This is a genomic window from Stenotrophomonas sp. PUT21, assembly GCF_052232875.1.
Lineage (GTDB): Bacteria > Pseudomonadota > Gammaproteobacteria > Xanthomonadales > Xanthomonadaceae > Stenotrophomonas > Stenotrophomonas maltophilia_N.
The window spans coordinates 1362542-1386065 of the sequence record NZ_CP197645.1; the positions used below are offsets into that span (position 1 = coordinate 1362542).

General features: G+C 65.3%; 21 protein-coding genes. 17 read left to right on the forward strand and 4 right to left on the reverse strand.

The window, feature by feature from the left end; all coding sequences use genetic code 11:
- Positions 1–109: 109 nt before the first annotated feature.
- Positions 110–235 (reverse strand): type B 50S ribosomal protein L36, encoded by a 126-nt coding sequence (ykgO, locus tag ACTT2I_RS06565; RefSeq protein WP_017355593.1) that lies wholly within the window; start codon positions 233–235, stop codon positions 110–112.
- 194 nt (positions 236–429) lie between these two features.
- On the opposite strand from ykgO, the gene cmk reads away from it, so the two are divergent.
- The 8 genes from cmk (at position 430) to galU (ending at position 8714) form a co-directional block, all read left to right on the forward strand.
- Positions 430–1110 carry a (d)CMP kinase gene (cmk, locus tag ACTT2I_RS06570; RefSeq protein WP_046273768.1) on the forward strand — a complete coding sequence of 227 codons (681 nt, stop codon included), beginning with the start codon at positions 430–432 and terminating at the stop codon, positions 1108–1110.
- Positions 1111–1303: 193 nt separating this feature from the next.
- On the forward strand, positions 1304–2989 hold the full coding sequence (rpsA, locus tag ACTT2I_RS06575) for a 30S ribosomal protein S1 (RefSeq protein ID WP_019183099.1): 1686 nt from the start codon (positions 1304–1306) through the stop codon (positions 2987–2989).
- Between the two features lie 87 nt (positions 2990–3076).
- Positions 3077–3382 carry an integration host factor subunit beta gene (locus tag ACTT2I_RS06580; protein WP_019183098.1) on the forward strand — a complete coding sequence of 102 codons (306 nt, stop codon included), beginning with the start codon at positions 3077–3079 and terminating at the stop codon, positions 3380–3382.
- A 79-nt stretch (positions 3383–3461) separates the two neighbouring features.
- Positions 3462–3746 (forward strand): LapA family protein, encoded by a 285-nt coding sequence (locus ACTT2I_RS06585; RefSeq protein WP_019183097.1) that lies wholly within the window; start codon positions 3462–3464, stop codon positions 3744–3746.
- Between the two features lie 6 nt (positions 3747–3752).
- Positions 3753–4931, forward strand: coding sequence for a lipopolysaccharide assembly protein LapB (lapB, locus tag ACTT2I_RS06590; RefSeq protein WP_088433117.1), 1179 nt, complete (start codon positions 3753–3755; stop codon positions 4929–4931).
- A gap of 18 nt (positions 4932–4949) precedes the next feature.
- Entirely contained in the window at positions 4950–5909 is a 960-nt protein-coding gene (locus ACTT2I_RS06595) for an MraY family glycosyltransferase (RefSeq protein ID WP_443096814.1), read from the forward strand.
- 16 nt (positions 5910–5925) lie between these two features.
- Positions 5926–7833, forward strand: a complete 1908-nt coding sequence (locus ACTT2I_RS06600; RefSeq protein WP_293981031.1) for a polysaccharide biosynthesis protein — start codon at positions 5926–5928, stop codon at positions 7831–7833.
- Complete coding sequence (gene galU / locus ACTT2I_RS06605) at positions 7833–8714, forward strand: UTP--glucose-1-phosphate uridylyltransferase GalU (protein ID WP_088433115.1); 882 nt, start codon at positions 7833–7835, stop codon at positions 8712–8714. Before ACTT2I_RS06600 ends, galU begins: the two co-directional genes overlap by 1 nt.
- A 210-nt stretch (positions 8715–8924) precedes the next feature.
- On the opposite strand, the gene ACTT2I_RS06610 is transcribed toward galU, so the two are convergent.
- From ACTT2I_RS06610 to ACTT2I_RS06620, 3 genes are all read right to left on the reverse strand, one after another.
- Positions 8925–10133: an acetyl-CoA C-acyltransferase gene (locus ACTT2I_RS06610; protein ID WP_293983726.1), complete on the reverse strand. Its 1209-nt coding sequence runs from the start codon at positions 10131–10133 to the stop codon at positions 8925–8927.
- A 91-nt stretch (positions 10134–10224) separates the two neighbouring features.
- Positions 10225–12597, reverse strand: coding sequence for a 3-hydroxyacyl-CoA dehydrogenase/enoyl-CoA hydratase family protein (locus tag ACTT2I_RS06615; protein ID WP_421099506.1), 2373 nt, complete (start codon positions 12595–12597; stop codon positions 10225–10227).
- Between the two features lie 43 nt (positions 12598–12640).
- Complete coding sequence (locus tag ACTT2I_RS06620; RefSeq protein ID WP_088433112.1) at positions 12641–13303, reverse strand: TetR/AcrR family transcriptional regulator; 663 nt, start codon at positions 13301–13303, stop codon at positions 12641–12643.
- Between the two features lie 321 nt (positions 13304–13624).
- On the opposite strand from ACTT2I_RS06620, the gene ndk reads away from it, so the two are divergent.
- The 9 genes from ndk (at position 13625) to ACTT2I_RS06665 (ending at position 23431) form a co-directional block, all read left to right on the forward strand.
- The gene (gene ndk / locus ACTT2I_RS06625) at positions 13625–14050 is read left to right on the forward strand and encodes a nucleoside-diphosphate kinase (RefSeq protein ID WP_008265389.1); all 426 of its coding nucleotides are present in this window, start codon (positions 13625–13627) and stop codon (positions 14048–14050) included.
- Between the two features lie 10 nt (positions 14051–14060).
- The gene (gene rlmN / locus ACTT2I_RS06630) at positions 14061–15266 is read left to right on the forward strand and encodes a 23S rRNA (adenine(2503)-C(2))-methyltransferase RlmN (RefSeq protein ID WP_293979835.1); all 1206 of its coding nucleotides are present in this window, start codon (positions 14061–14063) and stop codon (positions 15264–15266) included.
- Positions 15253–16050, forward strand: coding sequence for a type IV pilus biogenesis/stability protein PilW (gene pilW / locus ACTT2I_RS06635; RefSeq protein ID WP_088433110.1), 798 nt, complete (start codon positions 15253–15255; stop codon positions 16048–16050). The genes rlmN and pilW overlap by 14 nt, the downstream gene beginning before the upstream one ends.
- Before the next feature lie 6 nt (positions 16051–16056).
- Positions 16057–16920 (forward strand): helix-turn-helix domain-containing protein, encoded by an 864-nt coding sequence (locus tag ACTT2I_RS06640; RefSeq protein WP_421099505.1) that lies wholly within the window; start codon positions 16057–16059, stop codon positions 16918–16920.
- Between the two features lie 59 nt (positions 16921–16979).
- Positions 16980–17618 (forward strand): YfgM family protein, encoded by a 639-nt coding sequence (locus ACTT2I_RS06645; RefSeq protein ID WP_019183086.1) that lies wholly within the window; start codon positions 16980–16982, stop codon positions 17616–17618.
- Positions 17618–18826 carry an outer membrane protein assembly factor BamB gene (bamB, locus tag ACTT2I_RS06650; RefSeq protein ID WP_019183085.1) on the forward strand — a complete coding sequence of 403 codons (1209 nt, stop codon included), beginning with the start codon at positions 17618–17620 and terminating at the stop codon, positions 18824–18826. The genes ACTT2I_RS06645 and bamB overlap by 1 nt, the downstream gene beginning before the upstream one ends.
- Before the next feature lie 12 nt (positions 18827–18838).
- Entirely contained in the window at positions 18839–20230 is a 1392-nt protein-coding gene (gene der / locus ACTT2I_RS06655) for a ribosome biogenesis GTPase Der (protein ID WP_019183084.1), read from the forward strand.
- 72 nt (positions 20231–20302) lie between these two features.
- Positions 20303–21439, forward strand: coding sequence for a molybdopterin-synthase adenylyltransferase MoeB (gene moeB / locus ACTT2I_RS06660; protein ID WP_421099504.1), 1137 nt, complete (start codon positions 20303–20305; stop codon positions 21437–21439).
- Between the two features lie 165 nt (positions 21440–21604).
- The gene (locus ACTT2I_RS06665) at positions 21605–23431 is read left to right on the forward strand and encodes a monovalent cation:proton antiporter-2 (CPA2) family protein (RefSeq protein ID WP_088433107.1); all 1827 of its coding nucleotides are present in this window, start codon (positions 21605–21607) and stop codon (positions 23429–23431) included.
- Positions 23432–23524 lie beyond the last annotated feature (93 nt).

Consider the following 23524-nt stretch of genomic DNA (forward strand, 5'->3'; position numbering starts at 1 on the left):
GCGACCCGGCGATTACAACAAAAATGGCAGCAAAAAGCCGCCCGGAGGCGGCTTTTTGTTCATCGCCCGGCCCGGTGAGGGGCCGGTGGCGGCCGCAAGGCCGGCCGGCTCAGCGCTGGCGAGCCTTGAAACGCGGGTTCGACTTGCAGATCACGAAGATCTTGCCGCGGCGACGGACGACCTTGCAGTCACGGTGACGGGACTTGGCCGACTTCAGGGAAGAAAGGACTTTCATTGCATACCTCGGCGTAAACGTTGGATTCGGTTGGAGCGCGGCCGCGATATGCAGATGACAATCGGCAGGTGACGCCCGTTCAAGCCCGCCATTCTACCGGGCTTTTTTCCATCCTTTCAAGTGGTTGCACCAAAAAGGTCTCGGAGCACCCCGGGCAGGGGCTAGAATGGGCGGTCAATTTTACAGGGAAACCCATGAATCAGCTTCCTTCCGTGCTCACCATCGACGGTCCTTCCGGGGCCGGCAAAGGGACTGTCAGCCGCATTGTCGCACGCCGGCTGGGCTGGCATTACCTGGATTCGGGCGCCCTGTACCGGGCGGTGGGCGTGGCCGCCAGCTGGGCTGATATCGACACCTCCGACGCCTCGGCGCTGGTGCGCTGCACCTTTGACACCCACGTGCGGTTCGTCGAATCGGCCGATGGCGGGCTGCGGGTGCTGGTCAACGAGACCGATGCCACCGACGAGCTGCGCCTGGAAACCACCGGGGCGCTGGCCTCGGCCATTGCGGCCATCCCGGAGGTCCGGGCGGCGCTGAAAGAGCGCCAGCGCGCATTCAGGATGGAGCCCGGGCTGGTGGCCGACGGGCGGGACATGGGCACGGTGATCTTCCCGGACGCCCCATTCAAGGTGTTTTTGACCGCCAGCGCCGAGGAACGGGCCGAGCGCCGGCATAAGCAGTTGAAAGACAAGGGTGTTTCGGTTAACTTTGACGACCTCCTGCGCGAGATCATGGCCCGCGACGCCCGTGATGCACAGCGCACAGTGGCGCCCCTGAAGCCGGCAGACGATGCCGTCGTCATCGACACCAGTGGTATTGGCATCGACGCTGTCGTTGCCAAGGTATTGGATCTGCTTCCGGTTTCGGGTGCCTGATCCGTTGTAAAGGAGGGCCGTCAGTCCATCGGCGGTGTCGCACCATCGCAAGGCAACAAAAGCTCCGTCCCGCAATGATGCGTGGCGGTTTTCCTACTTAACACACGACCTGCGTTACCGGGGTCGACCAACAGGCGGGCAGTAAGCGGTTCCCTTCGGGGCCAATGCCCATGTGTCCAACAGAGTAAATCTAATGACCGAATCATTTGCAGAGCTGTTCGAAGCCAGTCAGGCCAATCTGGCCAAGCTGAAGCCGGGCTCGATCGTCAGCGGTGTCGTTGTTGAAGTCCGCGGCGATGTCGTGGTGATCAACGCCGGCCTGAAGTCCGAAGGCATCGTGCCGATCGAACAGTTCCGTAACGACGCTGGCGAGATCGATGTCGCTGAAGGCGACGTCGTCAAGGTTGCCCTCGATTCCATCGAGAACGGCTTCGGTGAAACCGTTCTGTCGCGTGAGAAAGCCAAGCGCGCGATGGTGTGGGACGAGCTGGAAGAAGCGTTGGAAAAGAACGAAACCATCACCGGCCGCATCAGCGGCAAGGTCAAGGGTGGTTTCACCGTGGACATCAAGGATGTCCGCGCGTTCCTGCCCGGTTCGCTGGTGGATGTGCGCCCCGTGCGCGACCCGGCCTACCTGGAAGGCAAGGAGCTGGAATTCAAGCTCATCAAGCTGGACCGCAAGCGTAACAACGTCGTTGTGTCCCGTCGTGCAGTCGTCGAAAGCGAGCATTCGGAAGAGCGCGAGCAGCTGATGGACAAGCTGCAGGAAGGCGCGATCCTGAAGGGTGTCGTCAAGAACCTGACCGATTACGGCGCATTCGTGGACCTGGGCGGTATCGACGGCCTGCTGCACATCACCGACATGGCCTGGAAGCGCGTGCGCCATCCGTCCGAAGTCGTGAACGTCGGCGACGAGCTGGACGTGCGCGTGCTGAAGTTCGACCGCGAGCGCAACCGCGTTTCGCTGGGTCTGAAGCAGCTGGGCGAGGATCCGTGGGACAACATCGCCCGTCGTTACCCGGCCAACAGCCGCGTCTTCGGCAAGGTCTCCAACGTCACCGATTACGGCGCATTCGTCGAGATCGAGCCGGGCGTCGAAGGTCTGGTGCACGTGTCCGAAATGGATTGGACCAACAAGAACGTCAACCCGTCCAAGGTTGTGCAGGTCGGTGACGAAGTTGAAGTCATGGTCCTGGACGTCGACGAGGAGCGTCGCCGCATCTCGCTGGGCATGAAGCAGGTTGCCGCCAATCCGTGGGAAACCTTCGCTGCCATCCACAAGAAGGGCGACAAGGTGTCGGGCCAGATCAAGTCGATCACCGACTTCGGCATCTTCATCGGCCTGGACGGCGGTATCGATGGCCTGGTGCACCTGTCCGACATCAGCTGGAACACCACCGGCGAAGACGTGGTCCGCAACTTCAAGAAGGGCGACAACCTGGACGCCGTCGTCCTGGCCGTCGATCCGGAGCGCGAGCGCATCAGCCTGGGCGTCAAGCAGCTGGAGCAGGATCCGTTCGGTCAGTACATGGCTGCCAACCCGAAGGGTTCCAAGGTCGAAGGCGTGGTCAAGGAAGTGGACGCCAAGGGCGCTACCATCGAACTGGCTGACGGCATCGAAGGCTACGTGGCTGCTCGCGACGTTGCCAACGAGCGCGTCGATGATGCGACCCAGTTCCTGAAGGTCGGTGACAAGGTTGAAGCCAAGTTCGTGGGCATGGATCGCAAGGGTCGTACCCTGCAGCTGTCGATCAAGGCCAAGGACGACGCGGAAATGCGCGAAGTGCTGGAGGAATACCAGTCCTCTTCGGCCTCGAGCGGCACCACCCAGCTCGGCGCGCTGCTGCGTGCACAGCTGAACGGCAACAAGTCCGAGTAATCGGTCTGTCGCTGTCGTAGTTTCCTGGACGGCCCGGACATCAGTCCGGGCCGTTTCAGGGTCTGAGTTCCTCCCCAAGAGCCCGTAATGACCAAATCCGAGCTGATCGAAATCCTGGCGCGCCGACAGGCGCATTTGAAGTCGGACGATGTCGATCTGGCGGTGAAGTCGTTGCTGGAAATGATGGGTGGGGCGCTGGCCGGCGGGGATCGCATCGAGATCCGCGGGTTCGGCAGTTTTTCGTTGCACTACCGGCCGGCACGGCTGGGGCGCAATCCCAAGACCGGGGAATCGGTCGCGTTGCCGGGCAAGCATGTCCCGCACTTCAAGCCGGGCAAGGAACTGCGCGAGCGCGTCAGCGCCGTGGTCCCGCTGGAAAGCGATCCTGCCTGAGTGGCCATCCGCCAAGGGGCGGATGCATGATTTCCATGGAGTCGGCTAAGCTACACGCTCACGGAACAGGAGCTGCTGCATGAACGTCGTACGTCTGCTGATCCTGCTGGCGGTTCTGGTGGTGGGGCTCATCATCGGTGCGCTCAACTCGCAGCCGATCATCATCAGCCTGGGCTTTACCCAGATCAATTCCACCACCGGCGTGGCGATCATCATCGCCCTGTTGTCCGGTGCACTCATCGGCGGCGGCCTCGTGCTCGCCAGCATGGTGATCCCGCTGTACGCCAAACTGCGCCGTGCGCAGAAGGCCGCGCCTGCCGTGGTCGTGGCACCCCCTTCTTCTTCTACATTCGACGGACGCTGAGCGCCGATGGAATTTGTCTCCGAGTGGTTCTGGTTCTTCCTGTGCCTGCCCCTGGCCGCGTTGTCCGGCTGGGTGATCGGGCGCCGTGGCGGTCAACGCCATGGCGACAACCAGGTCAGCCATCTGTCCAGCACGTATTTCCGCGGCCTGAACTATCTGCTCAATGAGCAGCCGGACAAGGCGATCGAGCTGTTCCTGCACATCGCCGAGCTGGACAAGGAAACCTTCGAGACCCAGGTCGCGCTGGGCCACCTGTTCCGCCGCCGTGGTGAGGTGGATCGTGCGATCCGCCTGCACCAGGGCCTGGTCAACCGCGCGGACCTGAGCGATCAGCAGCGCGTCCAGGCACTGCTGGCGCTGGGCGAGGACTACATGAAGTCCGGCCTGCTTGATCGCGCCGAAACCGTGTTCACCGAGCTGGCCCAGATCGACCAGCGCGCCCCGCAGGCACTCAAGCACCTGATCGGCATCTACCAGGCCGAGCGGGACTGGGAAAAGGCGATCGACAACGCCAGCCGTTTCGAAGAGGTCACCGGCGAGCCGATGGGCAAGCTGATCGGCCAGTTCGAATGCGAGCTGGCCGAGCGCTACCGCGGCGCCGGCAAGATCGACGAAGCGCGCGCCGCGATCGCGCGGGCGTATCAGGCCGATGCGATGTCGGTGCGCGCCGGCATCATCGAAGGGCGCCTGGAGAACGATGCCGGCAATGCCGAGGCCGCCGTGCGCGCCTTCGAGCGTGCGGCCCGCAATGATCCGGAGTACCTGCCCGAAGTGCTGCAGGCGCTGATGCAGAACTACCGCAAGGTGGGTGACCTCGGTGGCGCGCGCGCCTTCCTCTCGGAAATGACCGAGCATTACCGCGGTATCGCCCCGGTACTGGCGCTGACCCAACTGATGGAAGAACAAGAGGGCGTCGCGCCGGCGCGCGCCTACCTCGGCCGTCAGCTCAAGGACCGGCCGTCGGTCCGTGGCGAGTCGGCGCTGATCGACCTGACCCTGGCCGAGGGCGCCGATTCCACCGCGACCCTGCACGATCTCAAGCACATCACCGACCAGCTGCTGGTCCGCAACCCTGCCTACCGCTGCACCCGCTGCGGCTTCGGCGCACGCACGCATCACTGGCAGTGCCCGAGCTGCAAGGAATGGGGCACCGTCAAGCCGCTGCTCAACTACGCGGTGCTCTGACCCATGATGGTCGCGTGGATGGCGGGGCTGCTGGCGGTGCTGGCGGTATCGGCGGGCCTGACCTGGGGCGCACGCGCCTACGCGCTGCGCCGCAATCTACTGGATGAGCCCGGCGAACGCCGCAGCCATGGGGTGGCGACGCCACGCGGTGGCGGCATTGCGATCGTGCTGACCCTGCTGCTGGCCTGCGCGGTCGCCGCGGTGATCTGGCCCAAGGCCGGGATCACCTTGGCGGTGTTCGCGCTGGGGCTGGTGCTGGTGGCCGGGATCGGCTGGTGGGACGACCATCGGCCGCTGCCGGCGGTTCGCCGCCTGCTGGTCCATGTCATCGCGGCCGCGCTGCTGGCGGGGTTGGTCTGGCACGCCAGTGGCAATCCCTGGCAGGCGCTGCTGGCGCTGTTGTTTGCCACCTCGTTGATCAACATCTGGAACTTCATGGATGGGATCAACGGCATCGCCACCACTCAGGCGATCCTGGCGGGCCTCGCGTTCGCGCTGGTACTGCCGCCGCCCTACGGGCTGGCCGGGGTCGTGCTGGGCCTGGCCTGTCTGGGCTTCCTGCCGTTCAACTACCCGAAGGCGCGCATCTTCATGGGCGACGTCGGCAGTGGGGCGCTGGGCTATGCCATCGCGGCGCTGGTCTGTCTGGTCAGCGTGCGCACCGATATCCACTGGTTGCTGTTGCTGGTGCCGCTTTCGGCCTTTCTTGTGGACGCAGGCTTCACATTGCTTTCGCGCATCCTGTCCGGACAGCGCTGGATGGAACCCCACACGCAGCATCTCTATCAGCGCGCGGTGAAAAGTGGTGCAAGCCACACTTCCGTCACCGGGATGTATCTTGTTTTTGGAATATTCAGTGCGGCAGTGTTTAATGCATGCACGAATTTGCAGCCGAGGTGGGAGGCTGCCGTGGCCATCGCGTGGTTGATCCTCGCGTCCGGCCTTTGGCTGCTCCTGCGCAAGGGAATGCGCAACTAGAAGGATTACGCTGTTTATGACGCCTTGGCAGGACCGACTTACCGGCTTGATGCCCCGTGCGGCCATCGTCGCCCACGACCTCTTCATGGTCTGGGCGTGCTGGCAGCTGCTGCACGCGGGACGCTACTCGATGCTGGCCGATGCGCCGGCGTTGCCGCTCTGGAACATCGATACCTCGCTGGTGCTGGTCATCCAGGCGGTGGTGTTCTGGCGGGTGGGCCTGTACCGCGGCCTGTGGCGCTTTGCCAGCGTCGCCGATCTGCTCAACATCTTCAAAGCCAGCTTCATCGGCCTGCTCGCCATCGTCGTGGCCTTGGCGTACAAGCGCTTTGAAGGCGTGCCGATGTCGGTGCTGGTCATCTATCCGTTCGCGCTGTCGGCGCTGCTGGGTGCACCGCGCCTGCTGTACCGCGCGTGGAAGGACTACCAGGCGCTGCAGTCGGATGTAACGGCCCGCCGCGTGCTGATCCTCGGTGCCGGCCAGGCCGCCGAAGCCCTGGTCCGCGATCTGCGCCGCTCGGGTGATTTCGAGCCGGTCGGCCTGCTCGACGACGCCCCGCATCTGCAGGGCGCCAAGCTGCAGGGCCTGCCGATTCTGGGCACTCTGGAGGATGCACCGGCCGTGGTCCGCGAGACCGCCGCCAAGCTGCTGGTGATCGCCATCCCGTCGCTGGATGCCGTCGGCATGCAGCGGGTGGTGGCCATCTGCGAAAGCACGGGCGTCCCGTTCCGGATGGTGCCCAAGCTCAACGACATTCTGCTGGGTCACTCGTTGCCGGGTGAGCTCAAGGAAGTGGCGATCGAGGACCTGCTCGGCCGCAAGCCGATCCTGCCGGACTGGGCGCTGATCCGTGGCTGGCTGGGCGGACGCACCGTGCTGGTCACCGGCGCGGGCGGTTCGATCGGGTCCGAGCTGTGCCGCCAGTGCGCGCGGCATGGGGCAGGGCGCATCGTCCTGGTCGAAATGAGCGAGCTGCTGCTGCTGACCATCGAAGCCGAGCTGCAGCGCAGCTTCCCCGATCTGGTCGTGGAGGCGGTGCTGGGTGACTGCGGCGATCCGGCGGTGATCCGCCACGCGCTGTCGCTCTCGCGCGTGGATTCGGTCTTCCATGCCGCCGCCTACAAGCAGGTGCCGGTGCTCGAGCGCCAGCTGCGCGAGGCCGTGCGCAACAATATTCTGTCCACCGAGACGGTGGCCCGCGCCTGTGTCGAAGCGCGGATCGAGCATTTCGTGTTCATCTCCACCGACAAGGCGGTCGATCCGGTCAACGCGCTGGGCGCCAGCAAGCGCTACGCGGAGATGATCTGCCAGAGCCTGGACCAGAAGACCAGCCATACCCGTTTCGTGACCGTGCGCTTCGGCAACGTGCTGGCCTCGGCCGGCAGCGTGGTGCCGGTGTTCCGCGAGCAGATCCTCAAGGGCGGCCCGGTCACCGTGACCGACCCGGAAGTCACCCGTTACTTCATGACCATTCCCGAGGCCTGCCAGCTGATCCTGCAGGCGGCCGCGTCGGCCTCGCATGGGGCGATCTATACGCTGGACATGGGCGAGCCGGTGCCGATCCGCGTGCTCGCCGAGCAGATGATCCGCCTGGCCGGCAAGCAGCCGTACAAGGACATCGCCATCGTCTATACGGGCCTGCGCCCAGGCGAGAAACTGCACGAGACGCTGTTCTATTCCGACGAAGATTATCGTCCGACCGCGCACCCGAAGATTCTCGAAGCCGGCGTCCGCACGTTCGCGCGCGAACAGGTATTGGCCAATGTGCCGAAACTGCGCGAAGCGATTGCCAGCTACGACACTGATGCGATCAACAGCATTCTGTTTGCGACCATGCCGGAGTTCTCTCCGCTGCAACAGGACGATCACGTCAGCTCTGCTAAAGTTCTCGCCTTTCCGGCGCGTGAGGCCAACAGGTTCTGATGAGCAAGCGTATTCGTAAGGCGGTATTTCCTGTCGCAGGGTTGGGAACGCGATTCCTTCCGGCCACCAAGACCGTTCCGAAGGAAATGCTGCCGATCATTGATCGGCCGTTGATCCAGTACGCCGTTGATGAGGCGATCGAGGCGGGTTGTGACACCCTGATCTTCATCACCAACCGCTACAAGCATGCGGTTGCGGATTACTTCGACAAAGCCTACGAGCTGGAGCAGAAGCTCGAGCGCGCCGGCAAGAAGGAACAGCTTGAGCTGGTCCGCCATGTACTGCCCAACGGTGTCCGCGCTGTCTTCGTGACCCAGGCTGAAGCCTTGGGTCTGGGCCATGCGGTGCTGTGCGCCAAGGCGATTGTTGGCGACGAGCCGTTCGCCGTGCTGCTGCCGGACGATCTGATCTGGAACCGTGGCAACGGCGCGCTCAAGCAGATGGCCGACGCGAACGAAGCCACCGGCGCCAGCATCATCGCGGTCGAAGACGTCCCGCACGACAAGACCGGCAGCTACGGCATCGTGGCCACCGAGGCCTTCGATGGCCGCCAGGGCAGGATCAACGCGATCGTCGAAAAGCCCAAGCCCGAAGACGCCCCGAGCGATCTGGCCGTGGTCGGCCGTTACGTGCTGAGCCCGAAGATCTTCGAACTGCTCGAAGCGACCGGAACCGGTGCCGGCGGCGAGATCCAGCTGACCGACGCGATTGCCGAACTGCTCAAGACCGAACGCGTCGATGCGTTCCGCTTCGAAGGCCGTCGCTTCGACTGCGGTACCCATCTGGGTCTGGTCGAAGCCACGATCCGCTTCGCACTCGACAACGAGAAGCTGGCTGGTCCGGCCCGCGAAGTGCTGCAGAAGATGCTGGCGGAAGGCTGAGGGAACGCTCCCTCGCACGTTATGGCGATGGGGGACGCCGGCCGCTGGCCGGTTCCCGGAGAAACAGAAAAGGGCAGCCGCGAGGCTGCCCTTTTCGTTTCCGGCGGTGCACCGACCCACTGTCGGTGCCTACCTGTTGATCGGTGGCACGTTGCATCGATGCTGCCGGTGACATCGGTGCCGGCCCGTGGGCCGGCACCGATCACGACCTCACAGCGATTCGAAGATGCCCGCGGCGCCCATGCCGGTGCCGATGCACATGGTCACCATGCCGTACTTCTGCTGGCGACGGCGCAGGCCGTGCAGCAGGGTGGCGGTACGGATCGCGCCGGTTGCGCCCAGCGGGTGGCCCAGGGCGATCGCGCCGCCCAGCGGGTTGACCTTGGACGGGTCCAGGCCGCAATCGCGGATGACCGCGAGCGACTGCGCGGCGAAGGCTTCGTTGAGTTCGATCCAGTCCAGCTGGTCCTGGGTCAGGCCGGCCTGCTTGAGCGCCTTCGGGATCGCGGCGATCGGACCGATGCCCATCACTTCCGGGCGCACACCGGCGACCGAGAAGCTGACGAAACGGGCGAGCGGGGTCAGGCCGTAATCCTTGATCGCCTGCTCCGAAGCCAGCAGCACGGCGCCCGCGCCATCGCTCATCTGCGAGGAGTTGCCGGCGGTGACGGTGCCGCCGAACTGGCCGTTGCGGAACACCGGGCGCAGCTTGGCCAGGCCTTCGGCGGAGGAATCCAGACGCGGGCCTTCGTCGGTATCGACGATCTTGTCGCGGGTGATGATGCGGCGGCCGTCGGCCAGGTCAGGCTGGCGGGTGCGCACGTCGTAAGGGCTGATCTCGTCCTTGAAGTCGCCGTTCTGGATCGCCGCGATGGCCTTCTGGTGCGAGGCCAGCGCAAAGGCGTCCTGATCTTCGCGCGAGACCTTCCACTCTTCGGCGACCTTCTCGGCGGTGATGCCCATGCCATAGGCGATGGCGACGTGATCGTTGTCGAACACGCTCGGAGCCATCGCGATCTTGTTGCCCATCATCGGCACCATCGACATCGACTCGGTACCACCGGCCAGCATCAGGTCCGAATTGCCCAGGCGGATCTGGTCGGCGGCCATGGCCACGGCCTGCAGGCCCGAGGAGCAGAAGCGGTTGACGGTCTGGGCGGCGATGGTGTCCGGCAGGCCGGCCAGCAGCACGCCGATGCGCGCCACGTTCATGCCCTGCTCGGCTTCGGGCATCGCGCAGCCGATGATCGCGTCATCGATGCGGTTGACGTCCACGCCCGGCGCCTGTGCCACGACGGAGCGGAGCACGTGGGCCAGCATGTCATCGGGGCGGGTATTGCGGAACACGCCCTTGGGCGCCTTGCCTACCGGGGTGCGGGTGGCGGCGACGATGTAGGCGTCCTGGATTTGCTTGGTCATTGCAGTGATCTCTTGAATGTGGGGACAGGTGTGCCGACCAACGGTCGGCACCTACCGGGCGCGGACGGGGGCCGTCGCGCCCGGCGCGCCATCAATTGCGCAGCGGCTTGCCGGTCTTGAGCATGTGCGCGATGCGGGCCTGGGTCTTTTCCTGCTGGGCCAGTTCCACGAAGTGCTTGCGCTCCAGGGTGAGCAGCCACTCTTCGTCCACCAGCGTGCCGCGATCCACTTCGCCACCACACAGCACGGTGGCGATGCGCACGGCGATCTCGTAGTCGTACGGGCTGATGAAGCGGCCTTCCAGCATGTTGACCAGCATCATCTTGAACGTGGCAATGCCGACGTCGCCGGCAACCTGGATGCGGCGGGCCGGCATCGGCGGACGGTAGCCACCCTCGGCCAGCGCCAGCACTTCGGCCTTGGCGATGTGCAGGGTCTCGAAGCTGTTGAACACGACCTTGTCGGTGGCACGCATCAGGCCCAGTTCCTTGGCGTTGACCGCCGAGTTGGAGACCTTGGCCATCGCCACGGTTTCGAAGGTCTTCTTCAGCTCGGCGAACACGTCACCGCCCGGACCTGCGGCCTGCGAGGCGCGCACGGCCAGTTCCTTCAGGCCACCGCCGGCCGGCAGCAGGCCGACGCCGGCCTCGACCAAGCCGATGTAGCTTTCCAGCGCGGCCACGCTCTTGGCGCTGTGCATCTGGAACTCGCAACCGCCACCCAGGGCCAGGCCGCGCACGGCGGTCACCACCGGCACCAGCGAGTACTTGATCGCCTGGCTGGTGCGCTGGAAGTTGTGCACCATCTCTTCGAACTGATCGACCTTGCCGGCCTGCAGCAGGCCGAGCGCACCGGCCAGATCGGCACCGGCGGAGAAGGGTTCCTTCTGCTGCCAGATCACCAGGCCCTTGTAATCCTGCTCGGCGCGCTTGATCGCTTCCTGCAGGCCGTTGAGGACGTGATCGGACACGGTGTTCATCTTGGTCTTGAAGCTGACCACCGCAACGCCGTCGCCGTCGTGCCACATGCGCACGCCGTCGTTCTCGAACACGGTCTCGCCCGGGCTGAAGGTTTCCCCCAGCAGCGGGTCCGGGAAGCGCTGGCGCTGGTACACCGGCAGCGCCGAACGCGGCAGCTTGGCATTGCGCGACGGGCTGTAGCTGCCCTCGGCGGCGTGCACGCCATCGCGGCCATCGAACACCCAATCCGGCAGCGGCGCGTTGCTCATGCTCTTGCCGGCGACGATGTCATCGGCGATCCACTGGGCGACCTGCTTCCAACCGGCAGCCTGCCAGGTTTCGAACGGGCCCAGCGACCAGCCGTAGCCCCAGCGGATGGCCAGGTCCACATCACGTGCGGTCTCGGCGATATCGGCCAGGTGGTAGGCGCTGTAGTGGAACAGGTCACGGAAGGTCGCCCACAGGAACTGCGCCTGCGGGTGCTGGCTCTCGCGCAGCTTGGCGAACTTCTCGGCCGGGTTCTTGATCTTCAGGATCTCGACCACTTCCGGGGCGGCGGTGCGATCGGCCGGGCGGTAGTCCTGCTTTTCCAGGTCCAGCACGACGATGTCCTTGCCGACCTTGCGGAAAATGCCGGCACCGGTTTTCTGGCCAAGCGCGCCCTTGGCGATCAACCCCTCCAGCCACTTGGGCGACTTGAAGAATTCATGCCACGGATCGGTGGGCAGGGTGTCGCCCATGGTCTTGATCACGTGCGCCATGGTGTCCAGGCCGACGACGTCGGAGGTGCGGTAGGTCGCCGACTTCGGGCGGCCGACCAGCGGGCCGGTCAGGCCGTCCACTTCGTCGAAGCCCAGGCCGAAGGCCTGCGTGTGGTGGATGGTGGACAGGATCGAGAACACGCCGATGCGGTTGCCGATGAAGTTCGGGGTGTCCTTGGCATACACCACGCCCTTGCCCAGGGTGGTGACCAGGAACGCTTCCAGACCTTCCAGCACGGCAGCATCGGTGGTGGTGGCCGGGATCAGCTCGGCCAGATGCATGTAGCGCGGCGGATTGAAGAAATGCACGCCGCAGAAGCGGTGGCGCAGCTGCTCGGGCAGCACGTCGGCGAGCTTGTTGATGCCCAAGCCGGAGGTGTTGGAAGCCAGCACGGCGTGATCGGCCACGAACGGGGCGATCTTCTTGTACAGGTCCTGCTTCCAGTCCATCCGTTCGGCGATGGCTTCGATGATCAGGTCGCAGTCCTTCAACTGCTCCAGGCCGGTCTCGTAGTTGGCCGGCGTGATCGCCTCGGCGTAGGACTTGCTGGCGAGCGGGGCAGGGCTGAGCTTGCCCAGGTTGGCGATGGCCTTGAGCACGATGCCATCGGCCGGACCTTCCTTGGCGGGCAGGTCGAACAGCACCGTGTCGACGCCGGCGTTGGTCAGGTGGGCGGCGATCTGGGCGCCCATGACGCCGGCACCCAGCACGGCGGCACGGCGGACTAGCAGGGAATTGGACATGTCGATAAGCCTTTGTTGTCTGGAAGCCGGTCAGCGCCCGGCTCTACGGGGTGGAAAGGGAGGTCGTCGAAGCGCTCGAGGCCGCGCTGGCGCGGAATCCGGCTTCGGCGAAATGAATCAGTTCCTGGGCGGCATGGGCACGATGCGCCGCTTCGGTGACACCGGCGGGTCGCTTGATCAGGCCGAAGTCGGCCATGGCATAGGTCAGCGAGCCGGCGAGGAAATCCAGGCGCCAGTACAGCTCTTCCTTGCTCAGCCCCGGCACGCAGGCGGAGATCGCCTTGCCGAAGTCGCGCAGGACGTGGCCGTAATGGTCGGAAAGGAACTTGCGCAGGTTGTCGTTCTTTTCCGCGTAGGCGCGGGCGATGACGCGCACGAAGGCGCCGCCGGTCTGGCGGTCCTGGGCCATGGCCAGCGCCGGTTCGACGAAGGCGGCCAGGACCGGGCGCAGCTCACCGGGGTGTTCACGGCGGGCGCTGTCCAGCTGGGTCAGCCGGGCCGAGGTCATTTCATCCATCCGGCGGCGGAACACCTCGTTGACCAGGTTCTCCTTGGAGCCGAAGTGGTAATTGACCGCGGCGATGTTCACATCGGCCTGGCTGGTGACCTGGCGCAGCGAGGTGCCCGCGAACCCGTGCAGGGCGAACAGTTCCTCGGCAGCGCCGAGAATGCGGTCCTTGGTGGAGAAGTGGGCAGGTTTGGCCATGGGGCAGGGCAGTTCAATCAAACGATTGTTTGATACTAGACCTGTGGCTGCGCCGCTGCATTGTGCGGCGCAGCAGGAACAGGCATTCGTTCATCCGCCGCTGTGCAGTGCCGGCCTGTGGCTGGCAACCCCCGGAACTGCCTGAACGGGGCGCGCTACCCCGTCCGGTCCACGGCCGCCACGCATGGCGTGGCACTACCGTAGATGGGGAGGACACGTTAGAATTGGCGCACGTATATCAGGCTAAGCCCGCGTTTTGACGCGGGTTTTTTTCATGTTAACCTCGGGCCGATCAAGTGGCCCGCCCAACGGAGTATTCCCATGGCGCTGGAGCGCACCCTTTCCATCATCAAGCCGGACGCCGTCGCCAAGAACGTCATCGGTGAAATCTACGCCCGCTTTGAAAAGGCCGGCCTGAAGGTCGTCGCCGCCAAGTACAAGCAGCTGTCGCGCCGTGAAGCCGAAGGCTTCTACGCCGTGCACCGCGAGCGTCCGTTCTTCAACGCGCTGGTCGAGTTCATGATTTCCGGCCCGGTGATGATCCAGGCGCTGGAAGGCGAGAACGCCGTGCTGGCCCACCGCGACCTGCTGGGCGCCACCAACCCGAAGGAAGCCGCCGCAGGCACCATCCGCGCCGACTTCGCTGAATCCATCGATGCCAATGCCGCCCACGGCTCGGACTCGGTTGAGAATGCCGCGATCGAAATCGCCTACTTCTTCGCCGCGACTGAAGTCGTCTCGCGCTGAGAGTGATGCCGTGAACGAGGTCGTACAGCCAACCGCCATCCCATCCGTGCTCGTCCCGAGCCCGGTTGTGGCCAAGCAGAACCTGCTCGACCTCGATCGCGAGGGTCTGGAGCGCTTCTTCGCCGAGACACTCGGCGAAGCGCGCTACCGTGCCCATCAGGTGATGAAGTGGATCCACCATCACTACGTCACCGATTTCGATGACATGACCGACCTCGGCAAGGCGTTGCGCGCCAAGCTCAAGCAGCATGCCGAGGTGCTGGTCCCGAACATCGTCTTCGACAAGCCTTCCGCCGATGGCACCCACAAGTGGCTGCTGGCCATGGGCACCGACGGCAAGAATGCGATCGAAGCGGTCTACATCCCGGACAAGAACCGCGGCACGCTGTGCGTGTCCTCGCAGGTCGGCTGCGCGCTGAACTGCACCTTCTGTTCGACCGCCACCCAGGGCTTCAACCGCAACCTGTCCACCGCCGAGATCATCGGCCAGGTTTGGGTCGCAGCGCGCCATCTGGGCAACATCCCGCACAAGCAGCGTCGTCTCACCAACGTGGTGATGATGGGCATGGGCGAGCCGTTGATGAATTTCGACAACGTCGTGCGCGCCATGAGCGTGATGCGCGACGATCTGGGCTACGGCCTGGCCAACAAGCGCGTGACGCTGTCCACCTCCGGCCTGGTGCCGCAGATCGACCGCCTCTCCACCGAGAGCGACGTGTCGCTGGCGGTGTCGCTGCATGCGCCCAACGATGCACTGCGCGAGACCCTGGTCCCGCTCAACAAGAAGTACCCGATCGTCGAGCTGATGGCGTCGTGCGCACGCTACCTGCGCGCCAACAAGCGCCGCGAATCGGTCACCTTCGAATACACCCTGATGAAGGGCATCAACGACCAGCCCGAGCACGCCCGCCAGCTGGCGCGGCTGATGCGCCAGTTCGACAACGCCGTGCAGGCCTCGAACTCGGGCAAGGTCAACCTGATCCCCTTCAATCCGTTCCCGGGCACGCGCTATGAGCGCTCCGGCGAAACCGACATCCGTGCCTTCCAGAAGATCCTGCTCGATGCGAAGGTGCTGACGATGGTGCGACGCACCCGTGGCGACGACATCGATGCCGCCTGTGGCCAGCTCAAGGGCCAGGTCATGGACCGCACGCGCCGCCAGGCCGAGTTCAATAAAACGTTGCAGGACGGGAAAGGCCGGGATGCCGCTGCCTGATCGCCGATTGCCAGCCGTTGTTTTCTTCGCGCTGGCATTGGTCGGCTGTGGCAAACAAGGCATCAAACCGCCGTCCGCTCCCCTCGAGGTCGCGCCGACCTACGAGGCCCGCGACAATCCCGAGATCCGCAAGCGCGTGAACTACCAGGACCAGATGGTCCTGGCCGGCGAGTCGCTGCGGGCCGGCTCCCCGCAGGCCGCTGAAAAGCGCGTGCGGGCGGCGATGAAGATCGACGCGCGCCGTCCGGAGGCCTACATGCTGCTGGCGGCCATTGCCGCCCAGCGCGGCAACGACGCCGAGGCTGGGCAGCTGTATGCCAAGGCCGCCGAACTGGGCCCGGAGCGCGGCGACGTTCTCAACAATTATGGCGCGTGGCTATGTGCTCATGGCCGGCCGGCCGAGTCGCTGGTCTGGTTCGACCGGGCGCTGCAGGCGCCGGGCTACACCACGCCGGCCTCCGCCCTGGCCAATGCCGGTGGCTGTGCACTGGACGCGGGCCAGCCCGAACGGGGGATTCGAGACCTGCGACGGGCGCTTGAGATAGATCCCGTCAATGCCTATGCACTGGAGTCGATGGCCCGCAACGAGTACGCCCAAGGGCGCTATTTCGAGGCCCGGGCCTTTTCGCAACGGCGTTTGACGGCTGCACCGGCCACACGTTCCGTGTTACAACTTGCCTCTCAAATCGAGGCGCGGCTTGGCGACAGCGTGGCATCCGGTCGCTATCTGCAGCGAATTCATGACGAATTTCCGCAGGATGCGGCACCTAATCCCCGGGGTTGAAGCATTGTGATTGATGACCAGACTGTGAACGCTTTTGACACTGCGGCCGGTTGCGGAGCTCGTCTTCGCCAGGCCCGGGAAGCGGCCGGACTGACCCTGGAGGCGGTGGGGCAGCAGCTGCACATGCCGGTTCAGGTACTCAAGTCCCTCGAAGAAGAGCAGTGGCAGCGCCTCGGCGCGCCGGTCTTCGTCCGTGGGCAGCTGCGCAGCTATGCCCGCCTGCTCAAGGTGGATATCGGCGAAATCCTCGAGCAGGCCCACATCGGGCCGATCGTGCCGCCGCAGCTGGTCAGCCATACCCATACCCCGCGGGCGCGGCGCATTGCCGAGAGCCTAGGGCGTCGTGTCCTGTATGTCGGTATCACCGCGGTTCTGGCCGTCCCGGTCTGGTTCGCCACCCGCGGCCATTTCGATGGCACGGCGACCATCCCGAACACCGCATCGCTGGATGTGATCCCGGCGGCGGTCCCGGTGGCCGGTGGCGACGCCCCGGAAGCGGCCGCACCGGCGGCCGTCGAAGCGGCCAAGCCGTCTGCGCCGGCAGCGCCGTACCTGGCATCGCTGACCCCGGTTCCGCGGCCGGCCTCCGCGCCCGCGCCGCAGGCCGGCGCGCTGAGCCTGCAGTTCAAAGGCGACAGCTGGGTGGACATTTCCGGGCCGGACGGCACCACCGTCGAAAAGGCCCTGATCAAGTCGGGCGAGACCCGCAGCTTCGCGCCAGGCCAGGTGGCCCGCATGGTGCTGGGCAATGCATCGGCGGTCGAGGTTCAGCAGGCCGGCACTATCGTCGACCTTTCGCCGTACCAGCGAGCCAACGTGGCACGCTTTACGGTATCCTCTGACGGCTCCGTGGTCCCAGTTTCGCACTGAACCGCGTTTCCCCAATCCAATTCAAATAGCTCCTCCTCATGGGCGGGGCGAGAGTACGCATGGCGATCGACGACCTGCTCGACGAGCACGAACAAAGTGAACGCGTCCGCGGCTGGCTGCGGAAGAACGGTGTCAGCATCCTCGCTGGCGTGGCCATCGCGATCGGTGGCATCTGGGGCTGGAAAGAGTGGCAGACCCGGCACAGCAACAGCCTGGCCGGCGCCAACGTCCAATACCAGATCGTCCTCAAGAGCCTGGAAGAAAAGGATCTGGAGCAGGCCGCCAAGGGTGTGAAGGACCTGGAAAGCGGCAAGGCCAACATCTACGCCGATCTGGCTGCGTTGCAGCTGGCCAAGGCCCAGGTCGATGCCGGCAAGAACGAAGACGCGCTGGCGACCCTGCGCGCGATCAAGGCCGACCCCGAATTCAAGCCGGTGATCGAGCAGCGCGTCGCGCGCCTGCTGGTGGCCACCGGCAAGACCGAGGATGCGATCAAGCAGCTCGGCACCGCAACCGACAGCGCCAGCCTGGAAATCCATGGCGATGCACTGATGGCGCAGGGCAAGCGTGATGCCGCCCGCGAGCAGTATGAGAAGGCGCTCAAGACGCTGGACGTGGCAGCGCCCCAGCGGCGCCTGCTGGAAACCAAGTTGACGGATGCCGGTGGCACCGTCACCGATCCTGCGGAGTCGGTGTAATGAATCAGATGGTCATGATCAAGCGCGTTGCCACGGTTGCCCTGTTGGGCATGGCCCTGACCGGCTGCAGCACGATGAAGGGCTGGTTCGCCGGCAAAGATGCCGCGGCCAAGAAGGCACTGGAACCGGCCGAACTGGTCAAGTTCGATGCCACCGCCAAGGTCGACAAGATCTGGACGGCCAACGTCGGCAAGGGTGAGAAGCGTATCGGCGTCCGTCAGGGCCCGGTGGTCGCCGATGGTCGCGTCTACGCGGCCGCCATCTATGGTGGCGTGCATGCCATCGACCTGCAGACCGGCAAGAAGATCTGGACCTACGAACCGGCCAAGGTCAAGAAGCAGCCCAAGCTGCGTCTGTCCGGTGGCCCGGGCGTGGGTGACGGCCTGGTCGTCATCGGCACCCTGGATGGTGAAGTCATCGCGTTGAACGCGGCCGACGGTACCGAAAAGTGGCGTGCCAAGGTGCCGGGTGAAGTCATCTCCGCCCCGGCCGTGGGCCAGGGAATGGTGTTCGTGCGCAGCAACGACGGTCGCGTGACCGGTCTGGATGCCGAGAACGGCACCCAGCGCTGGTTCAACCCGCGCGAGCTGCCGGCGCTGACCGTACGTGGCAACGCGCCGGTCGTCACCGGCCCGGGCGTGCTGTTCATCGGCAACGACGACGGCTCCATCGCCGCGCTGGCCATGCAGGACGGCCGCACGCTGTGGGACCAGATGGTCGGCACCGGCGAAGGCCGTACCGAGCTGGAGCGCATGGCCGATATCGACGGCGCCCCGGTGCTGGAAGGCAATACGCTGTTCGTCAGCAGTTTCAAGAACCAGACCATGGCGATCGAAGGCCCGACCGGCCGTCCGCTGTGGGCACGTGATCATGGCGGCGCCGGTGGCGTGGCCCTGACCTCGGGCAATGTGTTCGTCACCGACAACAAGGGCGGCGTGTTCGGCCTGGACAAGGCCAGCGGTTCGGCCATGTGGTCGCAGACGGGCCTGGCCCGTCGTTCGCTGACCGGTCCGGTCATCCACGGCGATTACGTTGTGGTCGGTGATTACAAGGGGTATCTGCACTGGTTGCGGACCGATAACGGTGAGTTCGCGGCGCGCGCCAAGAGTGGTGGCGACGCCCTCCTGGCCCAGCCGGTAGCTGCCGATGGGATTCTGCTGGTGCAGAACGTTGATGGAAAGCTGACCGCGTTCCGGTTGGCACAATAAGGAGTTACCGCGATGCTGCCCTTGGTCGCCCTGGTTGGACGGCCGAATGTCGGCAAGTCCACGCTGTTCAATGCGTTTACCCGTACGCGCGACGCGCTGGTCCATGACCAGCCCGGCGTGACCCGGGACCGTAATTACGGTGTTTGTCGTCTTGATGAAGACCACCCGTTCCTGGTGGTCGATACCGGCGGTATCGCCGGTGAAGAAGAAGGTCTGGCCGGTGCTACCGCCCGCCAGGCCCGCGCCGCCGCCGCCGAAGCGGACCTGATCCTGTTCGTGGTCGACGCCCGTGAGGGCCCGATGGACGACGAGATCCTGTCCTGGCTGCGCAAACTGGCCCGTCCGACCCTGCTGCTGATCAACAAGATCGACGGCATGAACGAAGACACCGTGCGCTCGGAATTTGCCCGTTACGGCTTCGGCGAAATGCTGACCGTCTCGGCCGCGCACCGTCAGGGCCTGGATGATCTGCTGGACGAGGTCGTGGAACGGTTGCCGGAAGAGGGCACCACCGAGACCCTGGACACCGATCCGAACCGCATTCGCATCGCCTTCGTCGGCCGCCCCAACGTGGGCAAGTCGACGCTGGTCAATCGCCTGCTCGGCGAAGAGCGCATGATCGCCTCCGAAGTGCCCGGTACCACCCGTGATTCGATCGCGGTGGACATGGAGCGCGACGGGCGTGAGTACCGCCTGATCGATACCGCCGGCCTGCGTCGCAAGGCGCGTGTCGAGGAAGTGGTGGAGAAGTTCAGCGTCATCAAGACCCTGCAGGCCATCGAGCAGTGCCAGGTTGCGGTGCTGATGCTTGATGCTTCCGAAGGCGTGACTGATCAGGACGCCAGCGTGCTGGGTGCGGTGCTCGATGCCGGCCGTGCGTTGGTGGTGGCGATCAACAAGTGGGATGGCCTGACCGATTACCAGCGCGAGCAGGCCGAAGCGCTGGTGTCGCGCAAGCTCGGCTTCGTGCCGTGGGCGGAAGTGGTGCGCATCTCGGCCAAGCACGGCTCGGGCCTGCGTGAGCTGTTCCGCTGCATCCACGCCGCGCATGCCTCGGCCACGCACGAGTTCAGCACCAGCGAAGTCAACAAGGCGCTGGAGACGGCCTACGAGACCAACCCGCCGCCGGCGATCCGTGGTCACGTGTCCAAGCTGCGCTACGTGCATCCGGGCGGTTCCAACCCGCCGACCTTCATCGTCCACGGCACCCGTCTGAAAGACCTGCCGGAGTCGTACAAGCGCTATCTGGAGAACTTCTTCCGCAAGCGCTTCAAGCTGGTCGGCACGCCCGTGCAGTTCATCTTCCGCGAGGGTGTGAACCCGTACGAAGGCAAGAAGAACGTGCTCACCGAACGTCAGCTCAAGCGCAAGCGGCGCTTGATCAAGCACGTCAAGGGCAAGTGATGCAGAAAGAGCCGGCGCAAGCCGGCTCTTTTCATTGGCGCTGCCGCCACGCCCGTGCGCGATAATCCCCGCATGAGCACGATCCCCGAACTCACCCCGGCGCAGGCCCGTGAACGCCTCGCCCATGGCGCGCTGCTGATCGACATCCGTGAGGCGCACGAGCGTGCCACCGGCATGGCCGAAGGGGCGCTCGGCATCGCCAAGGGCGATCTCCAGGCCGAACCCAGCACCCATCTCCCGGCCGCCGACCGCGAGGTCGTCCTGATCTGCCAGAGCGGCAGGCGCTCGATGCAGGCCGCGGTCTTTCTGGCCGGCCTCGGCTACACCCGCATCGCCTCCGTGCACGGTGGCACCACCGCGTGGCACGCCGAGGGTTTGCCGCTGGTGCAGCCGATGCAGAGTGATGCCGAGCGCGACTTCAACGAACGTTACTCGCGTCATCTGCTGCTGCCGCAGGTGGGTGTCGAGGGCCAGAAGACGCTGCTCGCCTCACGCGTGCTGGTGCTCGGCGCTGGTGGTCTGGGCGCACCGGCCAGCTTCTACCTGGCCGCGGCCGGGGTAGGGCACCTGCGCATCGCCGACGACGATGTGGTGGACCGCAGCAACCTGCACCGGCAGATCATCCATACCGACGCCAGCGTCGGCGAGCCCAAGGTGCTCTCGGCCCGCGCACGCCTGCTCGCACTCAATCCTTCGCTGGACGTGGAGGCCGTGCAGGCACGAGTCACCTCGGACAACATCGATGCGCTGCTCGAGGGGGTCGACGTGGTCCTGGATGGTTCGGACAACTTCCCGCTGCGCTACCTGCTCAACGATGCCTGCCTCCAGCACCGCATCCCGCTGGTGTATGGCGCGGTGGAGCGCTTCACCGGCCAGGTCAGCGTATTCGATGCCGGCCGCCAGCGCGGCACCGCCCCGTGCTACCGCTGCCTGTTCCCCGAGCCGCCGCCGCCGGCGTTCGCGCCGAACTGCTCGGAGGCGGGCGTCCTTGGCGTGCTGCCGGGGATGGTCGGCCTGCTGCAGGCCACCGAAGTGCTCAAGCTGCTGCTCGGCATCGGCGAGCCGCTGATCGGCCGCCTGCTCACCTTTGACGCGCTGGGTATGCGCTTCCGCGAGACGCGGCTGCGGCCCGACCCGGACTGCCCGCTGTGCGCCCCTGGGCGCGCGTTCCCCGGGTACATCGATTACGCGGCGTTCTGCAGCGCCTGAGGGGCCGGGTTCCGGTGTCGTTATGGCGGCGATTTCGGGACGATGTGGCGTCCAGATTCAACATCGTTCTGAATTCAGTACGATTAAACGCAGCATCCGCGCTATTGCCCTTCCGCGCTTTGCCCTATCGTTGACCCATCTTGTGCAGTCCGGGGAAACAACCGCATGGCGGTGGAAGCAGGTGCCAGTGAACTGGTGAAAGTGGTCGCCCTGCTGGGTGCGGCAGTGGTCATGGTGCCGCTGTTCCGCCGGCTTGGGCTGGGCTCGGTGCTGGGCTATTTCGCCGCCGGGCTGGCCATCGGTCCGTTCGGGTTCGGCTGGTTCTCCGATCCACAGGCCATCCTGCATACCGCCGAGCTGGGCGTGGTGATGTTCCTGTTCGTGATCGGCCTGGAGATGCGGCCCTCGCATCTGTGGAGCCTGCGCAACGAGATCTTCGGGCTGGGCACGCTGCAGATCGTGGTCTGCGGCACGGTACTGACCGGCGTGTGCATGCTGCTCGGTTTCCCGTTGCCGGTGGCCTTCATCGGCGCGGCGGGTTTCGTGTTGACCTCCACCGCAGTGGTGATGCAGTTGCTGGCCGAGCGCGGCGACATCGCGCTGCCCACCGGCCAGAAGATCGTCTCGATCCTGCTGTTCGAAGATCTGCTGATCGTGCCGCTGCTGGCCGTGGTCGCGTTCATGGCGCCGGTGCACAGCGATGCCGGTGAGAGCTCGCGCTGGGTCACCGTCGGTATCGCTGCCGGTGCGATTGTCGGCCTGGTGCTGGTCGGCCGCTTCCTGCTCAATCCGCTGTTCCGCATCCTCGCCGCTGCCAAAGCGCGCGAAGTGATGACGGCGGCCGCGCTGCTGGTTGTGCTCGGCGCCGCGCTGCTGATGCAGCTGGGTGGTTTGTCGATGGCGATGGGTGCGTTCCTCGCGGGCGTGCTGCTCAGCGAATCCACCTTCCGCCACCAGATCGAAGCGGACATCGAGCCGTTCCGCGGCATCCTGCTCGGCCTGTTTTTCCTCAGCGTGGGCATGGCGCTGGACCTCACCGTGGTCGCCAACAACTGGCCGCTGATCGTGTCGGGCGTGTTTGCGCTGATGCTGGCCAAGGCGGTCTGCATCTACGTGGTCGCGCGCATTCTCGGCAGTGATCATCGCCAGGCGCTGGATCGCGGCGTGGTGATGGCGCAGGGCGGCGAGTTCGCGTTCGTGCTGTTCTCCGCCGCGGCGGTGGCCGGCGTGATCGACGTGCAGGTCAACGCCAACCTCACCGCGATCGTCGTGCTCTCGATGGCGCTGACGCCGCTGTTCGTGCTGCTGCACGACAAGCTCATGCCGGATCGCGAAGTCTCGCTCGATGGCGTCGAAGAAGCCGACGGCCTGTCCGGCAGCGTGCTGCTGATCGGCTTCGGTCGCTTCGGCCAGGTGGCGAGTCAGTCGCTGCTGGCGCGCGACGTGGATGTGACCATCATCGACAACGACGTGGACATGATCCACAACGCCGAGCGTTTCGGGTTCAAGATCTACTACGGCGACGGCACCCGCCTGGATGTGCTGCATGCGTCTGGCGCAGGGACAGCGCGTGCGATCGCGGTGTGCGTCAACAACGACCAGGATGCCGATCGCATCGTCGAACTGGTCACCCACGAGTTCCCCCAGGCAAAGCTGCTGGTGCGCTCGTTCGATCGCGAGCATTCGCTGCGCCTGATCCATGCCGGCGTGGACTTCCAGATCCGCGAGACCTTCGAATCGGCCCTGCAGTTCGGCCAGGCCGCGCTGATGGAGCTGGGTGCCGATCCGGATGATGCGCGCGAGATCGCCGAGCAGATCCGCGAGCGGGATGCCGAACGCTTCGAGCTGGAGATGGCAGGCGGAGACCTGCGCGCCGGCGCGCACATGGTATTCGGCACCGCGCTGCCCGGCGTGCCCACGCCGACGCCGTTCACCGCGCCCAAGCGCAAGGCGCGCACGCTCAACGCGGATGAGGTGCCCGAAGAAGAATGACGATGTGGTGGTGGCGGTGGCTGGCCGGCCCCCGGCGGCGCTGCCCGGGCGACCGTCATCACCGGCCGTCGGCAGGTACTACCGGTGTCCGCC